13 protein-coding genes are annotated in these 13,295 nt (G+C 67.2%); 7 read left to right on the top strand and 6 right to left on the bottom strand.

What is annotated here, in order from left to right; translation table 11 throughout:
* Positions 1-22 precede the first annotated feature (22 nt).
* On the top strand, positions 23-1,123 hold the full coding sequence (ychF, locus tag V2S85_RS01860; protein WP_330701168.1) for a redox-regulated ATPase YchF: 1,101 nt from the start codon (positions 23-25) through the stop codon (positions 1,121-1,123).
* A gap of 45 nt (positions 1,124-1,168) precedes the next feature.
* On the opposite strand, the gene V2S85_RS01865 is transcribed toward ychF, so the two are convergent.
* The gene (locus tag V2S85_RS01865) at positions 1,169-1,582 is read right to left on the bottom strand and encodes a MerR family transcriptional regulator (protein WP_330701169.1); all 414 of its coding nucleotides are present in this window, start codon (positions 1,580-1,582) and stop codon (positions 1,169-1,171) included.
* Positions 1,583-1,622: 40 nt separating this feature from the next.
* Between V2S85_RS01865 and V2S85_RS01870 the strand changes: the two genes are divergently transcribed.
* Positions 1,623-2,390, top strand: a complete 768-nt coding sequence (locus V2S85_RS01870; RefSeq protein WP_330701170.1) for a glutaredoxin — start codon at positions 1,623-1,625, stop codon at positions 2,388-2,390.
* Positions 2,391-2,463: 73 nt separating this feature from the next.
* On the opposite strand, the gene rpsA is transcribed toward V2S85_RS01870, so the two are convergent.
* The gene (gene rpsA / locus V2S85_RS01875) at positions 2,464-4,176 is read right to left on the bottom strand and encodes a 30S ribosomal protein S1 (RefSeq protein ID WP_330701171.1); all 1,713 of its coding nucleotides are present in this window, start codon (positions 4,174-4,176) and stop codon (positions 2,464-2,466) included.
* Positions 4,177-4,749: 573 nt separating this feature from the next.
* Here rpsA and V2S85_RS01880 point away from each other — a divergent pair.
* A complete protein-coding gene (locus V2S85_RS01880) occupies positions 4,750-5,613 on the top strand; it encodes an OmpA family protein (protein WP_330701172.1) in 864 nt (287 codons plus the stop codon).
* 101 nt (positions 5,614-5,714) lie between these two features.
* Positions 5,715-6,212, top strand: coding sequence for a DUF962 domain-containing protein (locus tag V2S85_RS01885; protein ID WP_330701173.1), 498 nt, complete (start codon positions 5,715-5,717; stop codon positions 6,210-6,212).
* Positions 6,213-6,217: 5 nt separating this feature from the next.
* Here the strand turns inward: V2S85_RS01885 and V2S85_RS01890 are convergent, their stop codons facing one another.
* The gene (locus V2S85_RS01890; protein ID WP_330701174.1) at positions 6,218-6,703 is read right to left on the bottom strand and encodes an SH3 domain-containing protein; all 486 of its coding nucleotides are present in this window, start codon (positions 6,701-6,703) and stop codon (positions 6,218-6,220) included.
* Positions 6,704-6,800: 97 nt separating this feature from the next.
* Here V2S85_RS01890 and V2S85_RS01895 point away from each other — a divergent pair, with 97 nt between their 5' ends.
* The 3 genes from V2S85_RS01895 to V2S85_RS01905 all read left to right on the top strand — a co-directional run bounded on the left by V2S85_RS01895 (position 6,801) and on the right by V2S85_RS01905 (position 9,820).
* The gene (locus V2S85_RS01895; protein ID WP_330701175.1) at positions 6,801-7,814 is read left to right on the top strand and encodes a D-glycerate dehydrogenase; all 1,014 of its coding nucleotides are present in this window, start codon (positions 6,801-6,803) and stop codon (positions 7,812-7,814) included.
* A gap of 205 nt (positions 7,815-8,019) precedes the next feature.
* Complete coding sequence (locus V2S85_RS01900) at positions 8,020-9,300, top strand: ammonium transporter (protein ID WP_330701176.1); 1,281 nt, start codon at positions 8,020-8,022, stop codon at positions 9,298-9,300.
* Between the two features lie 31 nt (positions 9,301-9,331).
* Positions 9,332-9,820 (top strand): DUF805 domain-containing protein, encoded by a 489-nt coding sequence (locus V2S85_RS01905; RefSeq protein ID WP_330701177.1) that lies wholly within the window; start codon positions 9,332-9,334, stop codon positions 9,818-9,820.
* Positions 9,821-9,842: 22 nt separating this feature from the next.
* Here V2S85_RS01905 and V2S85_RS01910 read toward each other — a convergent pair whose 3' ends face one another.
* The 3 genes from V2S85_RS01910 to prfB all read right to left on the bottom strand — a co-directional run bounded on the left by V2S85_RS01910 (position 9,843) and on the right by prfB (position 13,273).
* Positions 9,843-11,249, bottom strand: coding sequence for an NAD(P)H-dependent flavin oxidoreductase (locus V2S85_RS01910; RefSeq protein WP_330701178.1), 1,407 nt, complete (start codon positions 11,247-11,249; stop codon positions 9,843-9,845).
* A gap of 30 nt (positions 11,250-11,279) precedes the next feature.
* Positions 11,280-12,035 (bottom strand): class I SAM-dependent methyltransferase, encoded by a 756-nt coding sequence (locus tag V2S85_RS01915; protein ID WP_330701179.1) that lies wholly within the window; start codon positions 12,033-12,035, stop codon positions 11,280-11,282.
* Between the two features lie 110 nt (positions 12,036-12,145).
* Positions 12,146-13,273, bottom strand: coding sequence for a peptide chain release factor 2 (prfB, locus tag V2S85_RS01920; RefSeq protein ID WP_036522883.1), 1,128 nt, complete (start codon positions 13,271-13,273; stop codon positions 12,146-12,148).
* Between the last annotated feature and the right edge of the window lie 22 nt (positions 13,274-13,295).

The following is a 13,295-nucleotide window of genomic DNA, read 5'->3' on the forward strand; positions in this document are numbered from 1 at the left end:
TAAACAGTTTTCGGAGTTTTCGATGGGTTTCCGTTGCGGAATCGTGGGTCTGCCCAATGTCGGCAAGTCGACCTTGTTCAATGCGCTGACCGAGACGCAGGCGGCGCAGGCGGCCAACTATCCGTTCTGCACGATCGAGCCCAATGTCGGCCAGGTCGGCGTCCCCGACCCGCGCCTCGACAAGCTGGCCGAGATCGCCGGGTCGGCCAAGATCATCCCGACCCAGCTCTCGTTCGTGGACATCGCCGGCCTCGTGCGCGGCGCCTCGAAGGGTGAGGGCCTGGGCAACCAGTTCCTCGGCAACATCCGCGAGGTGGACGCGATCATCCACGTCCTGCGCTGCTTCGAGAACGACGACATCCAGCACGTCGACAACAAGGTCGATCCCATCGCCGACGCCGAGACGGTCGAGACCGAACTGCTGCTCTCTGACCTCGAAAGCCTCGAAAAGCGCGTTCCCGCCGCCCAGAAGAAGGCAACGCAGGGCGACAAGGAGGCCAAGATCGTGGCTTCGGTGCTCGGCCAGGCGCTCGACCTGCTGCGCGACGGCAAGCCCGCGCGCCTGACGCAGCCGAAGGACGAGGACGAGGCCCGCGTCTTCGCGCAGGCGCAGCTCATCACCGCCAAGCCCGTGCTCTACGTCTGCAACGTCGAGGAGGAAGCCGCGGCAGAGGGCAATGCCTTCTCGCTGCGCGTCTTCGAGAAGGCCGCGGCCGAGGGCGCCAGCGCCGTCATCGTCTCGGCCGCGATCGAGGCCGAGCTGACCGGGATGGAAATGGAGGACCGCATGGTCTTCCTCGAGGAGATGGGCCTTGCCGAGGCCGGTCTCGCGCGCATCATCCGCGCCGGTTACGAATTGCTCGAACTGCTGACCTTCTTCACCGTCGGCCCCAAGGAAGCGCGCGCCTGGACCATCCACAAGGGCGCCAAGGCGCCCGAGGCGGCGGGCACGATCCACTCCGACATGCAGCGCGGCTTCATCCGCGCCGAGACCATCGCCTATGCCGACTTCGTCGCGCTGAACGGCGAGGCCGGGGCCAAGGAAGCCGGCAAGCTGCGCCAGGAAGGCAAGGAATACGTCGTCGCCGATGGCGACGTCATGCACTTCAGGTTCAACGTCTGAAGACGCCTTGAAGCGCCGTCGTCCCGGAGCGCGTGCGGGACGACGTCAGCGGCGGCATTCCCCGTCCTCGAACGCGGCGATGATCGGGCACGGCCCGGCCTCGCCGCCGGCGCATTCGCGTGCCAGTCGGCGGAGCGAGACGCGGGCGCGGTCGAGCCGGGCGATCTCCTCGTCGAGATGCGTCAGCCTGGCTTCCGCCATCGCGCGCGCCCGCACCCGGTCGTCGCTGGCGTCAAGCCCGAGCAGTTCGGCGATCTCGTCGAGGATGAACCCCGCATCCTTGGCGGCCCTCACGAAGCGCAGGCGGCGCACGTCCTCCTCGCCATAATGACGCTGCCCCTTCGCCGCGCCGGACTTCGCCGGCTGCGGATCGTGGAGCAGCCCCTTGCGCTGGTAGAAGCGCACCGTCTCGACACCGACGCCACCGGCGCGCGCGAGTTCGGAAATCGTCAGGGCCATGCTTGACTCCGTACCATGGTACGGAAGGTATAAACCGGTCATGACCAATGACCAGACCCCTTCCACCCGCACCGCCGTGCTTTACCGCATGGTGATGGAGAAGCACTCCTGCCCCTGGGGCATCCGCTCCAAGTACCTCCTCGAAAGGCGCGGCTACGCGGTCGAGGACCACTGGCTCACCACGCGCGAGCAGACCGATGCCTTCAAGGCCGAGCACGGTGTAAAGACGACGCCCCAGACGTTCATAAACGGGCAGCGGATCGGTGGCTTCACCGACTTGCGCGCGTACTTCGGCCTGAAGGTGCGCGATCCCGGCGCCAAAAGCTACCGACCGGTGCTCGCGGTCTTCGCGACCGGCGCGGGACTGGCGCTGGCGGCCAGCTTCGCGGCCTTCGGCACGCCCTTCACCCTGCGCGCCGGCGAATGGTTCGTATCGTTCACGATGATGCTGCTGGCGATGCTCAAGCTGCAGGACGTCGATCGGTTCTCGACGATGTTCCTCGGCTACGACCTGCTGGCCAGGCGCTGGGTGCCTTATGCCTTCGCCTACCCGTTTCTCGAATGGCTCACGGGGGCGCTGATGAGTGCGCATGCCCTGCCCTGGCTTTCGATCCCGGTCGGGCTGTTCATCGGCACGGTCGGCGCGGTCTCGGTATTCTATGCGGTCTACGTGCAGAAGCGCGATCTCAAGTGCGCCTGCGTGGGCGGATCGGGCAACGTGCCGCTCGGCTTCGTGTCGCTGACCGAGAACCTCGCGATGATGGCGATGGCGGTGTGGATGTTGGGCCGCCTGGCCCTGATGGGCTGAAAAGCAAAAGCCCGCCCGGATTTCTCCGGACGGGCTTTCACTGTTTCAGCTTCGATGAAGCCGAAGACCGTTCTTACGAACGCGCCTTCAGAGCCTCGCCGAGGATGTCGCCGAGCGAAGCGCCCGAGTCCGACGAACCGTACTGCTCCACGGCTTCCTTCTCTTCGGCCAGCTGGCGGGCCTTGACCGAGAAGTTCGGCTTCTTGGAACGGTCGAAACCGGTGACCATGGCGTCGAGCTTCTGGCCGACCTGGAAGCGGTCGGGGCGCTGCTCGTCGCGGTCGCGGCCGAGGTCCGAACGCTTGATGAAGCCGGTGGCGCCATCGTCGCCAGCCTGGACTTCCAGGCCGCCGTCGCGAACTTCGAGAACGGTGACGGTGACGACCTGGCCGCGGCGCAGGTTGCCTTCGGCAGCCGAGGAGGCGCCGCCAGCGGCCGGAGCGCCACGCTCAAGCTGCTTCATGCCGAGCGAGATGCGCTCCTTCTCGACGTCGACATCGAGAACCACGGCCGAAACCTGCTCGCCCTTGCGGTGCAGGGCCAGCGCGTCCTCGCCCGAGATGCCCCAGGCGATGTCCGACATGTGAACCATGCCGTCCACGTCACCGTCGAGGCCGATGAACAGACCGAATTCGGTCGCGTTCTTGACTTCGCCTTCGACCTGCGAGCCGACCGGGTGACGCTCTGCGAACGCTTCCCAGGGGTTCTGCTGGGCCTGCTTCAGGCCGAGCGAGATGCGGCGCTTGTCCGAATCGACTTCGAGGACGACCACTTCGACTTCCTGCGAGGTTGAAACGATCTTGCCCGGGTGGACGTTCTTCTTGGTCCAGGACATTTCCGAAACGTGGACGAGGCCCTCGATCCCGGCTTCCAGCTCCACGAAGGCGCCGTATTCGGTGATGTTGGTGACCGTGCCCGACAGCTTCGCGCCGACCGGGTACTTGACCGATGCGCCTTCCCACGGATCGCTCTCGAGCTGCTTCATGCCGAGGCTGATGCGCTGCGTGTCCGAGTTGATGCGGATGATCTGCACCTTCACGGTGTCGCCGATGGCGATCACTTCGCTCGGGTGGTTGACGCGCTTGTAGCTCATGTCGGTGACATGGAGCAGGCCGTCGATGCCGCCGAGGTCAACGAACGCACCGTAGTCGGTGATGTTCTTGACGACGCCGTCGATGACCTGGCCTTCGCTCAGCTTGTCGATCAGCTCGCTGCGCTGTTCGGCGCGGGTCTCTTCGAGGACGGCGCGGCGCGACACGACGATGTTGCCGCGGCGACGGTCCATCTTCAGGATCTGGAAGGGCTGCGGCACGTCCATCAGCGGGGTGACGTCGCGCACGGGGCGGATGTCGACCTGCGAGCCGGGGAGGAAGGCAACGGCGCCGTCGAGGTCGACGGTGAAGCCGCCCTTGACGCGGCCGAAGATCACGCCTTCGACGCGCTTGCCTTCGCCGAACTCGCTCTCGAGCTTGTCCCAGGCGGCTTCGCGGCGTGCGCGGTCGCGCGACAGCATCGCTTCGCCGTCGGCGTTCTCGACGCGGTCGACGTAGACTTCGACTTCGTCACCGACCTTCAGGCCGTGGTCGTCTTCGCCACGAGCGAACTCGCGCAGCGACACGCGGCCTTCGCTCTTGAGGCCCACGTCGATGACGGCCTTGTCGTTCTCGATCGCGGTGACGGTGCCCTTGACGACGCGGCCCTCGAAACCGTCGTCGGCGACGCCGCCGAGCTGGTCATCGAGCATCTTCGCGAAATCGTCGCGGGTCGGATTGGCAGAAGTTGCCATTAAGACATTTCCTTGGTTCGATTTTCCGGCCTGGCGGTTGTATCCGCCGGTCTTTTCTCCGCTGCCTGCACCATGCAGGAAAACGGGCCAAAGGGGCCGAACTGCCACGGCGGCCGGATGCCGGTCGCGGCATCCCTTCAGGCGGATGCCTGTCGGGACCGGGCGCAATTACGCGCATGAGCACGGGAATGCAAGGAAATTGGCCCCTCTGCGCGTAATGGCGAAGGTGTCCGCGCGCGCCTCGAAAACGGCGGTATCGTGGCGATCCACAAAAGCGGTTCGGCGTGTTCCGAGCCCTCTGCAAGACGACCCGAGCAGCCCCGCCGGCTCGGTTCGTCGCACGGCGCGCCCGAACCGCCCGCACCTGAACGGCATGGGCGGCGGCGTTCATCTAACCGCAAGGTCAAGATGAACATCCGGGTCTCCCATGGTGTTCAAGTGCAACCCCATGCCGAACATTTGAAGCCAGAAGGAGGGGTTCCGACAGCCGGTCTTGCCGCAAGGGCAACGGTGGTCGGACGTCAAGCTGCGGTCCTGCAGGCCCGACTGGCAGAGATTGAAGGGAGTAGCGCAATGAGTGTCATTTCCAAGAGCCCCCATATCGTCCTCGTGGCCGCCCTGCTGGGCGGCGCCGCGTCGGTCAGCGTGTCCGCGCAGTCGCAGGACCAGGGCGACCTGAACGTACAGGTCACCGACACCAGCCCGCAGATGGTCAAGGGACCGCAGGTCAAGGGCATCATTTCCGCCCGCAGCGGCGACCGCATGCAGGTCACGTCGGAGAACGGCACCAAGACCGTGGTGACCATCGACGACAGCACCAAGATCAAGGCCAGTGGCGGGTTCCTGGGCCTGGGCGGCAGCAAGCTGGCGGCGACCTCGCTGCTCAACGGCATCCCGGTCGAAGTCGAGACGCTTCAGGGCGGCGGCACGCTGCTCGCCAGCAAGATCGATCTCAAGGGCAAGGACATGAAGACCGCCCAGATGATCCACAACGGCACCGACCAGCGCTTCGCTTCGAACGAAGCCGCGACCGAGGGGCTCAAGGCCCGCATGGGCGACATCGACAAGTACAACATCAAGGGCACGACCAACGTGAACTTCGACACCGGCAAGGCCAAGCTGTCGCCCGAGGCGCAGGCCGAGCTGTGCCAGGCTGCGACGCAGGCCGAAGGCATGGACAATGCCCTGCTGCTGGTGGTCGGCTACACCGACTCCACCGGTTCGCAGGAAATCAACCAGGCCCTCAGCGAAAAGCGCGCCAGCGCCGTGGTCAACTACCTGCAGCAGGCCTGCCACTGGAAGCCGTACCGCATGCTGACGCCGACCGGCATGTCGATGGCCGACCCGGTCGCCGACAACACGACCGAGGAAGGCAAGGCGCAGAACCGCCGCGTCGCGGTCAACATCATGGTCAGCAAGGCCGTCGACGGCATCTGATCGGTCAAACGGGGTGGGCCCTTGCACGGGCCTGCCCCGAACGACAAACGCCGCTGGCTCTATTTCCCCGCGACGCTATCATGGCGGGCGGGAGAAATGAGATGTCCGAACGGCTCGTGCGCCATCTGGCCAACTACGCCGCCTATCACCGCGACCGGCGCAACGTCGCCACGCACATGGTGGGCATTCCGCTGATCGTGCTCGCCGTCGAAGTGCTGCTGGCGCGGCCTCGCCTGGCGATCGGCGGTATCGAGATCGCCGCCGTGGACCTCGCCATCGTCGCGGCATGCTGCTTCTATTTCACGCTGGACCGCCGCCTCGCCTGCGCGATGGCGGTCGTTCTGGCGGTCGGCAAGGTGATCGCCGGCAAGCTGGCCGAGCAGGATACCGCGACCTGGCTGAGCTGGGGCATCGGCCTGTTCGTGACCGGCTGGCTGATCCAGTTCCTCGGCCACTGGTGGGAAGGCCGCAAGCCCGCCTTCCTCGACGACTTGCGCGGACTGCTGATCGGGCCGCTGTTCGTGCTCGCCGAAGCGGCGTTCCACTTCGGCCGCAGGCTGGAACTGCGCGGCCAGATCGAGGCGCGCCTCGCGCGGTAGCGGGCTCAGGGCGCGCCGGTCCCCCACAGCTGTTCCTCGCGCACGAAGCCCTTGTGGCCATCGGTGTCGAACGGGCACCACCCGTCCCTGCACTCGCCGACCAGGCCGACCACGCCGGGCTCGACCCGCCAGAGCATCGGCGAGCCCGCCTTGCCCTCGGCACGCATCTCGATGACGCCGCCCTTGCGCACCATCCCCGCGCGCTGGCGCGAAAGCAGCAGGTCGCGCATCCAGCCCTTCGCACCGTCGGGATCCTCGATCAGGCGCCATGGCCCCTCACGGCGCAGCACGCGGACCGGCAGGTGCGGGCGGCGATAGACCCAGTCGATCCGATACGAATCGCCCGGCCCCACGCGCAAATTGGCGATCTCGGCATCGATCGAGGCCCAGTAGGGCACCTTGTCGTCATTGGCGGCGCGTGCCGGAAGTGCGGCGGCAAGGCCCAGAAGGCCGAGCGGCAGGGCCAGCAGCAGGAAAGCGGGACGGTTCATCGCCGCGATCATACCGCGCGCCGCCGAACCGCTTCAAGGCCGCTTGACCACGGCCCTGTGGACGGCCTAGCCCATCAGTGGAGGGAATACGCCTGACATGGATACCGCGCGCCCACTTCCTGCCCGTCCCCCGGTACCGCGTCCACGCGTCATCGTAACGCGGCGCCTGCTGCCCGCCGTCGAGGCGCGGATGGCCGAGCTGTTCGACCTCGTGCCCAACCCCGACGACACGCCGATGACCCGCGCGCAGCTGGAAGCGGCGATGCGCGACTGCGACGTGCTGGTCCCCACCGTCACCGATACCATCGACGCGGCGATGATCGCGGATGCCGGAGAGCGCCTCGCCATGCTCGCCAGCTTCGGCGCCGGGACCGACCACATCGACCTCGCCGCCGCGCGGGCCCACGGCATCCTGGTGACCAACACACCGGGCGTCTTCACCGACGATACCGCCGACCTCACGCTGGCGCTCATCATCCTCGTCTCGCGCCGCTTCGGGGAGAATTCACGAACCTTGCGCGAAGGCCGCTGGCAAGGCTGGGGGCCCTCGGTCATGCTCGGCCATTCGCTGAGCGGCAAGACGCTGGGCATCGTCGGCATGGGGCGGATCGGGCAGGCGGTGGCGCACCGCGCGCGCGCCTTCGGCATGGAAATCCGCTATCACAACCGGCACCGCCTGCCCCCGGCGGTCGAGAACATGCTGTCGGCCCGCTACGAGCCGGACCTCGACGCGCTCGTCGCCGGGGCGGACATCCTCACCCTGCACTGCCCCGCCGGCCCCGGGACCGAGCACCTGATCGACGCCCGCCGGCTGGCGCTGATGAAGCACGGCGCCTGCCTGGTGAACACCAGCCGGGGCCGCCTGGTCGACGAGGAAGCACTGATCGCGGCCTTGTCCGAAGGACGGATCGGTGCCGGTCTCGACGTCTTCGAGCGCGAGCCGGCAGTCGATCCGCGACTGCTGGCTATGCCCGGCATCGTCGCCCTGCCGCACCTCGGCAGCGCGACCTTCGAGGGCCGCGGCGCGGCGGGGCACAAGATCGTCACCAACATCCGCTCCTGGGTCGACGGGCACCGCCCGCCCGACATGGTGCTGCCCGACCTGCCCTGACGGTTTGGGGCCTGCAAATATGGCCCCGGCCCGGTCCAACCCTGCCCGGCCCTTTCACTCCCCTCCGGATCGGTGCGGCAAGGGCTTGTCGGGAATTAGTTTCCTGATCTAACCCCGCGTAAAGGGTTACGGCGCTATCGCATCCGGAAATCCTATGGGGAACAGACGCGCGATGAGTTGGCGCTCGATGAACTGGCGTTGGACAATGGCGGTCGGCCCTGCGCTGGCCACGCCAACTGCGGCACTGGCGCAGGACGGCCGGCTCGACGTAGCCGATGGTGGCGACACCGCCTGGCTGCTCGCCGCCGCCGTGCTGGGCCTGCTGGTGTTGCCGGGCATGGCACTGTTCTTTGCCGGGCGCGTCCGCCGCCGCAATGCCGGCTCGGTGCTGCTGCAGGGCGGCGCGATCTTCGCGGCGGTATCGGTGCTGTGGGTGATCGTCGGCTACACCCTGGCTTTCGGCGAGGCGAGCGGTAGCTGGCTGGGCAAGGGCAATGCCTGGATGCTGATCGCGCTGGGCAACGTGCGCGACGGGACCGGCGTGCCCGAAAGCGCCTATGCGCTGTTCCAGATGGTCTTCGCCGCTCTCGCCACCGCGCTGATGATCGGCGCCTGGGCGGAGCGTGCGCGTTTCGGCTGGGTCGTCGCCTTTGCCGCATTGTGGAGCCTGGTGGTCTATGCGCCGGTCGCGCACTGGGTCTGGGGCGGCGGCTGGCTGGCGCAGGGCGTCGGCACGCTGGACTGGGCGGGCGGCATCGTCGTCCACCTGACCGCCGGCGTCTCGGCGCTGGTGATCGCGGTGATGCTGGGGCGCCGCAAGGGCGTGGCGCAGGGCCTGGCCGTCCCGCACAGCCCGGTGCTGGCCATCGGCGGGGCGCTGCTGGCCTGGCTGGGCTGGCTGGGCCTGAGCGGCGGCGCGGCCCTTGCCGCGAACGACGACGCGGCCGCCGCCGTGATCGCCACCCACGTCGCTGCTGCCGCCGCCGCGCTCGCCTGGCTGCTGGTCGAGCGGCTGACCACCGGCAAGCCCTCGGCCGTCGGTTTCGCCACCGGTGCCATGGCGGGGATCGCCACCGCCGCGCCGGCGGCGGGGTTCGTCTCGCCGGGCGGCGCGGTGCTGCTCGGGCTGCTGGGGGGCACCGGCTGCCATTTCGCGCTGCATCTGGTGCGCCGCAAGCTGGCGATCGACGATGCGCTGGGCGTCTTCGCGGTCCACGGCTTCGGCGGCGCGCTGGGCGCGCTGTTGCTGGCGCTGCTGCTGTCCGAACGGCTGGGCGGCGTCGGCTATGGCGAAGGCATGAACCCGGTCGCGCAACTCGCGGCGCAGGGGATCGGCGTGCTGGTGGTGACGGTGTGGTCGGTGGTGGCCACGGTGATCCTCGCGCTCATGGCCTCGCTCGCTTTCCCGATGCGGGTGTCCGAAGATGCCGAGCGCGAAGGCCTGGATGCCGCCAGCCATGGCGAGCGGGCCTGGGATTTCGATTGACTTCGGGAAGCCCCCGATCGGAAAAGCCCTTATGAAAACCTACTTCGGGCAGGCACTGCGCACCGCTGCCGGCAGTTTCGACCCGTCCGGCCGGGCGAGCCGCTTCGAGTTCATCACGTATCTCGTCGTCTCGCAGCTGCCGGTGATCCTCGTCGCGCTGGCAGTTGCGTGGATGGAGACGACACCGGTTACGCAAGGCGTGACGCTGGCGAGCTGGGTGATCGTCAGCCTGCCGCTCGCCGCGCTGTCGATCCGCCGGTTCCACGATTTCGGCCGCAGCGGATGGTGGAGCGCGCCGTTCCTCGTCCTCGTCGCACGCACGCTGGCGCTCGACACGATCGGCCTCACCGCCGGATGGAGCGTGCGCAGCGCCATCGAGGCGGTACTGAGCTACGTCGACTGGCTGCTGATCGTGCCCGCCGTCGCCAGCTTCGTCGCCATGCTCGCGTGGCCGGGCAAAGGGGCGCCGGGATCCCGGACGAAAACGACCGGCACGGACGAATCCATACCGGTCGCTTGAAGCCTGGTCCCGATGCGGGCGATCAGTCGCCGGTCAGGATACGATCGACCAGTTCTTTGACGGTGGGCGTGAAGCCGTTGGAATAGAACGGATCCTGCTTGAATTTGTAGGCCGCGTGGCCCGCGAACATCAGGTTCTCGTCCACCGGGCCGCCATGGGCGATATCCTGCAGGGTCTTCTGGATGCAGAAGCTGCGCGGATCGGCGAGGCGGCCGGTGGTGTAGTCGTCGTGGTCCTTCCACGAGGAGAACCCGCAGTGCGACAGGCAGCCCATGCAGTCGGCCTGGTCCTTGCGGATCTCGTCGCGCTCGGCCGGGTTCACGAAGATGATCGTGTCGTCGGGCGTGCGCAGGCCATCGGTGAAGCCCTGCGCCGACCAAGTGCGGGCACGGTCCAGATCCTTGGGGGCGACCCAGAAGTTCTTGCCCTTAACGCCGACGTCGAGACGCACCGTATGCTCGCCCGCCTCGACCTTCGAGTAGGGGATCTGGCGCTCCGAACGCGCTTCGAGGTTGCGCAGGAACGGGTTGCGCACCGCCGAGGAATAGAAGCCGGTCGGCGAGAAACGGTGCAGCAGCACATCGCCCGGCTCAAGCGTGCGCAAGTGGTCCTTCCACGCCTGGGGGATCGGGCTCTCGTGCGTCAGCAGCGGGCGGGTGCCGTACTGGAAGGCGATCGAGCCGAGTTCCGGGTTGTCGATCCAGTTCTCCCAGTCACGCAGGAACCAGACGCCGCCCGCCATGACGATCGGCACGCTGTCCGGCACGCCCTCGGCGCGCATGGTGTCGCGCAGCGCCTTGACGCGGGGGTACGGATCCTCGGGCTTGAGCGGGTCTTCGGCGTTGGACAGGCCGTTGTGACCGCCGGCCAGCCACGGGTCTTCGTAGACCACCGCACCCATCAGGTCGGCGACCTTGTGATAGGCGCGCTTCCACAATGCGCGGAAGGCGCGGGCGGAACTGACGATCGGCAGGTAGTTGACGTTGAAGCGCGCCGCGATCTCGGACAGCTTGTAAGGCATCCCCGCGCCGCAAGTGACGCCCGCCACCATGCCGCGGGTCTTTTCCAGCACGCCTTCGAGGATCTGCTGCGCGCCGCCCATTTCCCACAGCACGTTAATGTTGATCGCGCCCTTGCCGCCCGAAATCTCGTAGGCGCGGCGTACCTGCTCGACCGCACCGTCGATGGCGTAGTCGATCAGTTCCTGGTGCCGCTCCTTGCGGGTGAGCGCACGGTAGATCTGCGGGATGATCTTGCCTTCGGCGTCGTAGCTGTCGGCATTCACCGCGCTGACCGTGCCGATGCCGCCTGCAGCCGCCCATGCACCCGAACTCATGTGGTTCGTCGCGGCGACGCCCTTGCCGCCCTCGACCAGCGGCCAGACTTCGCGACCACCGTATAGAATCGGCTTGAGACCCTTGAAACTCATCTTCTCTCGTCTTTCCCCAGGCTTTCGCGCTCAGCCCTGCGATCCATTGGTTTTCGGCGGCGCTACGCCAGAAATACGGCACGGCTTGATATCTGCCGGTGCAGGCCTTGCCCCTGCGGCTTCAAATTGCGCATAATAGCCCTGTAGCTCGGGCTTGCGAACAAATTCCGTCAAACGATAGCCCACCGACGCAAATTCGCAGAACAACAGCGACGGCGGCAGGCCGTGCGCGTCGGACGGACGGTCGACATCGACGACGATGATCTTGCCTCCCTTGCGCAGCGCCGGCCGCAGCCGCCACAGGAACGCATAGGGCTCACCGACCTCGTGATACATGTGGACCAGGAAGATGCGGTCGAAGCTGTTGACCGGCAGGCTCGGATCGCTCGGCCGGCCGAGCTTGATCGAGACGTTCTCCAGTTCCTCGCGCATGACCCGCGCGCCCAGCCGCTCGTTGGCGGTTGCGTTGATGTCCTCGGCGAGAACCCGGCCCTTCCTGCCCACGCGGTGCGAGAGGCGGACGGTGTAGTAGCCCTCCCCCGCGCCCAGATCGGCGACGCTCATGCCCGGCGCGATCCGCGCAAGGTCCATCACGAGGTTCGCCTCGTTGACACTGTCGCGCTGCGCTTCGGACGAAAAGGTCGTGGCGGCGGCATGCGAAACCGGGCGGTCGGCCTTGGGAAAGCGCGGTGCATCCTTGTCCCTGCCGTCGTTGACGGCAGGCTGCTGGCAGGCGGCGAGCGCCAGCGCCATTACAGCGGGAATGAGGGTAAGCACGCGAAACATGCGGCCCCTTAGCGGCTGCGCGCCGAATTGGCAAAACGGTTGAAGAACATCCGTCGCATTCATGCCCCCGCACCCCGGCCCTGTGCCGGGGCGGGACGTTCTGTCACGCCTCAGTCGGCGTCTTCGACTTCGACCTTCTCGCCGGTCACGCGCTGCGACAGGGCCGCAGCCATGAACGGATCGAGCGCACCGTCAAGCACGTCGTCGGGCGCGGTCGAGACCACACCCGTGCGCAGATCCTTCACCTGCTGGTACGGCTGCAGCACGTAGGAGCGGATCTGATGCCCCCAGCCGATGTCGCTCTTGCTGGCGTGTTCGGCGCTGGCGGCTTCCTCGCGGCGGCGCATCTCGGCCTCGAACATGCGCGCTTTCAGCATGCCCATGGCGATTTCGCGGTTCTTGTGCTGCGAACGGTCGATCTGGCTGGCGACGATGATCCCCGAGGGCTGGTGCGTGATGCGCACGGCCGAATCGGTGGTGTTGACGTGCTGACCGCCCGCGCCCGAAGCGCGATAGGTGTCGATCTTCAGGTCCGACGGGTTGATCTCGATCTCGAAGGTATCATCGATCACCGGGTATACCCACACCGACGAGAAGCTGGTGTGGCGCCGCGCCGCGCTGTCATAAGGGCTGATGCGGACCAGGCGGTGGACGCCGCTCTCGGTCTTGGCATAGCCGTAGGCGTTCTCGCCCTTGATGAGCAGGGTGCAGCTCTTGATGCCCGCCGCTTCGCCCGCGTGATAGTCGACCAGCTCGACCTTGTAGCCGTGGCGCTCCGCCCAGCGCGTGTACATGCGCTGGAGGATTTCGGCCCAGTCCTGGCTCTCGGTTCCGCCGGCCCCGGCGTGGACTTCGAGGTAGGTGTCGTTGCCGTCCGCCTCACCCGAGAGCAGCGCGGTGACCTTGTCCTGATCGGCGCGCTCGGCCAGCGCGGCGAGCGCCGACAGGCCCTCGGCGATGGTTTCCTCATCGCCTTCCATCTCGCCCAGTTCGACGAACTCGACGGCATCGGCCATCTCGGCGCTGATCGAGTTCACCGCGCCGATCGCGGCCTCGAGACGGCGACGTTCCTTCATGACCGCCTCGGCCTCCTTGGGCTTTTCCCAAAGGGTCGGGTCCTCGACGCGCGCGTTCAGCTCGTCGAACCGGCGCAGCGCGCGGTCCCAGTCGAGGAACTTGCGGACCAGCGCGAGGGCCTTCTCGATACGGACAATGTGGGCCTGCCCCTCGGCACGCATGGCGAAAATCTCCGATGAGCCG

The organism is Novosphingobium resinovorum (genome assembly GCF_036352595.1).
Taxonomy (GTDB): Bacteria; Pseudomonadota; Alphaproteobacteria; order Sphingomonadales; family Sphingomonadaceae; genus Novosphingobium; species Novosphingobium resinovorum_B.

Bases quoted from the DNA above. Each gene is read 5' to 3' on its own strand.
- ychF (WP_330701168.1), top strand. From the start codon at position 23: ATGGGTTTCCGTTGCGGAATCGTGGGTCTGCCCAATGTCGGCAAGTCG.
- V2S85_RS01865 (WP_330701169.1), bottom strand. From the start codon at position 1,582: ATGGCCCTGACGATTTCCGAACTCGCGCGCGCCGGTGGCGTCGGTGTC.
- V2S85_RS01870 (WP_330701170.1), top strand. From the start codon at position 1,623: ATGACCAATGACCAGACCCCTTCCACCCGCACCGCCGTGCTTTACCGC.
- rpsA (WP_330701171.1), bottom strand. From the start codon at position 4,176: ATGGCAACTTCTGCCAATCCGACCCGCGACGATTTCGCGAAGATGCTC.
- V2S85_RS01880 (WP_330701172.1), top strand. From the start codon at position 4,750: ATGAGTGTCATTTCCAAGAGCCCCCATATCGTCCTCGTGGCCGCCCTG.
- V2S85_RS01885 (WP_330701173.1), top strand. From the start codon at position 5,715: ATGTCCGAACGGCTCGTGCGCCATCTGGCCAACTACGCCGCCTATCAC.
- V2S85_RS01890 (WP_330701174.1), bottom strand. From the start codon at position 6,703: ATGAACCGTCCCGCTTTCCTGCTGCTGGCCCTGCCGCTCGGCCTTCTG.
- V2S85_RS01895 (WP_330701175.1), top strand. From the start codon at position 6,801: ATGGATACCGCGCGCCCACTTCCTGCCCGTCCCCCGGTACCGCGTCCA.
- V2S85_RS01900 (WP_330701176.1), top strand. From the start codon at position 8,020: ATGGCGGTCGGCCCTGCGCTGGCCACGCCAACTGCGGCACTGGCGCAG.
- V2S85_RS01905 (WP_330701177.1), top strand. From the start codon at position 9,332: ATGAAAACCTACTTCGGGCAGGCACTGCGCACCGCTGCCGGCAGTTTC.
- V2S85_RS01910 (WP_330701178.1), bottom strand. From the start codon at position 11,249: ATGAGTTTCAAGGGTCTCAAGCCGATTCTATACGGTGGTCGCGAAGTC.
- V2S85_RS01915 (WP_330701179.1), bottom strand. From the start codon at position 12,035: ATGTTTCGCGTGCTTACCCTCATTCCCGCTGTAATGGCGCTGGCGCTC.
- prfB (WP_036522883.1), bottom strand. From the start codon at position 13,273: ATGCGTGCCGAGGGGCAGGCCCACATTGTCCGTATCGAGAAGGCCCTC.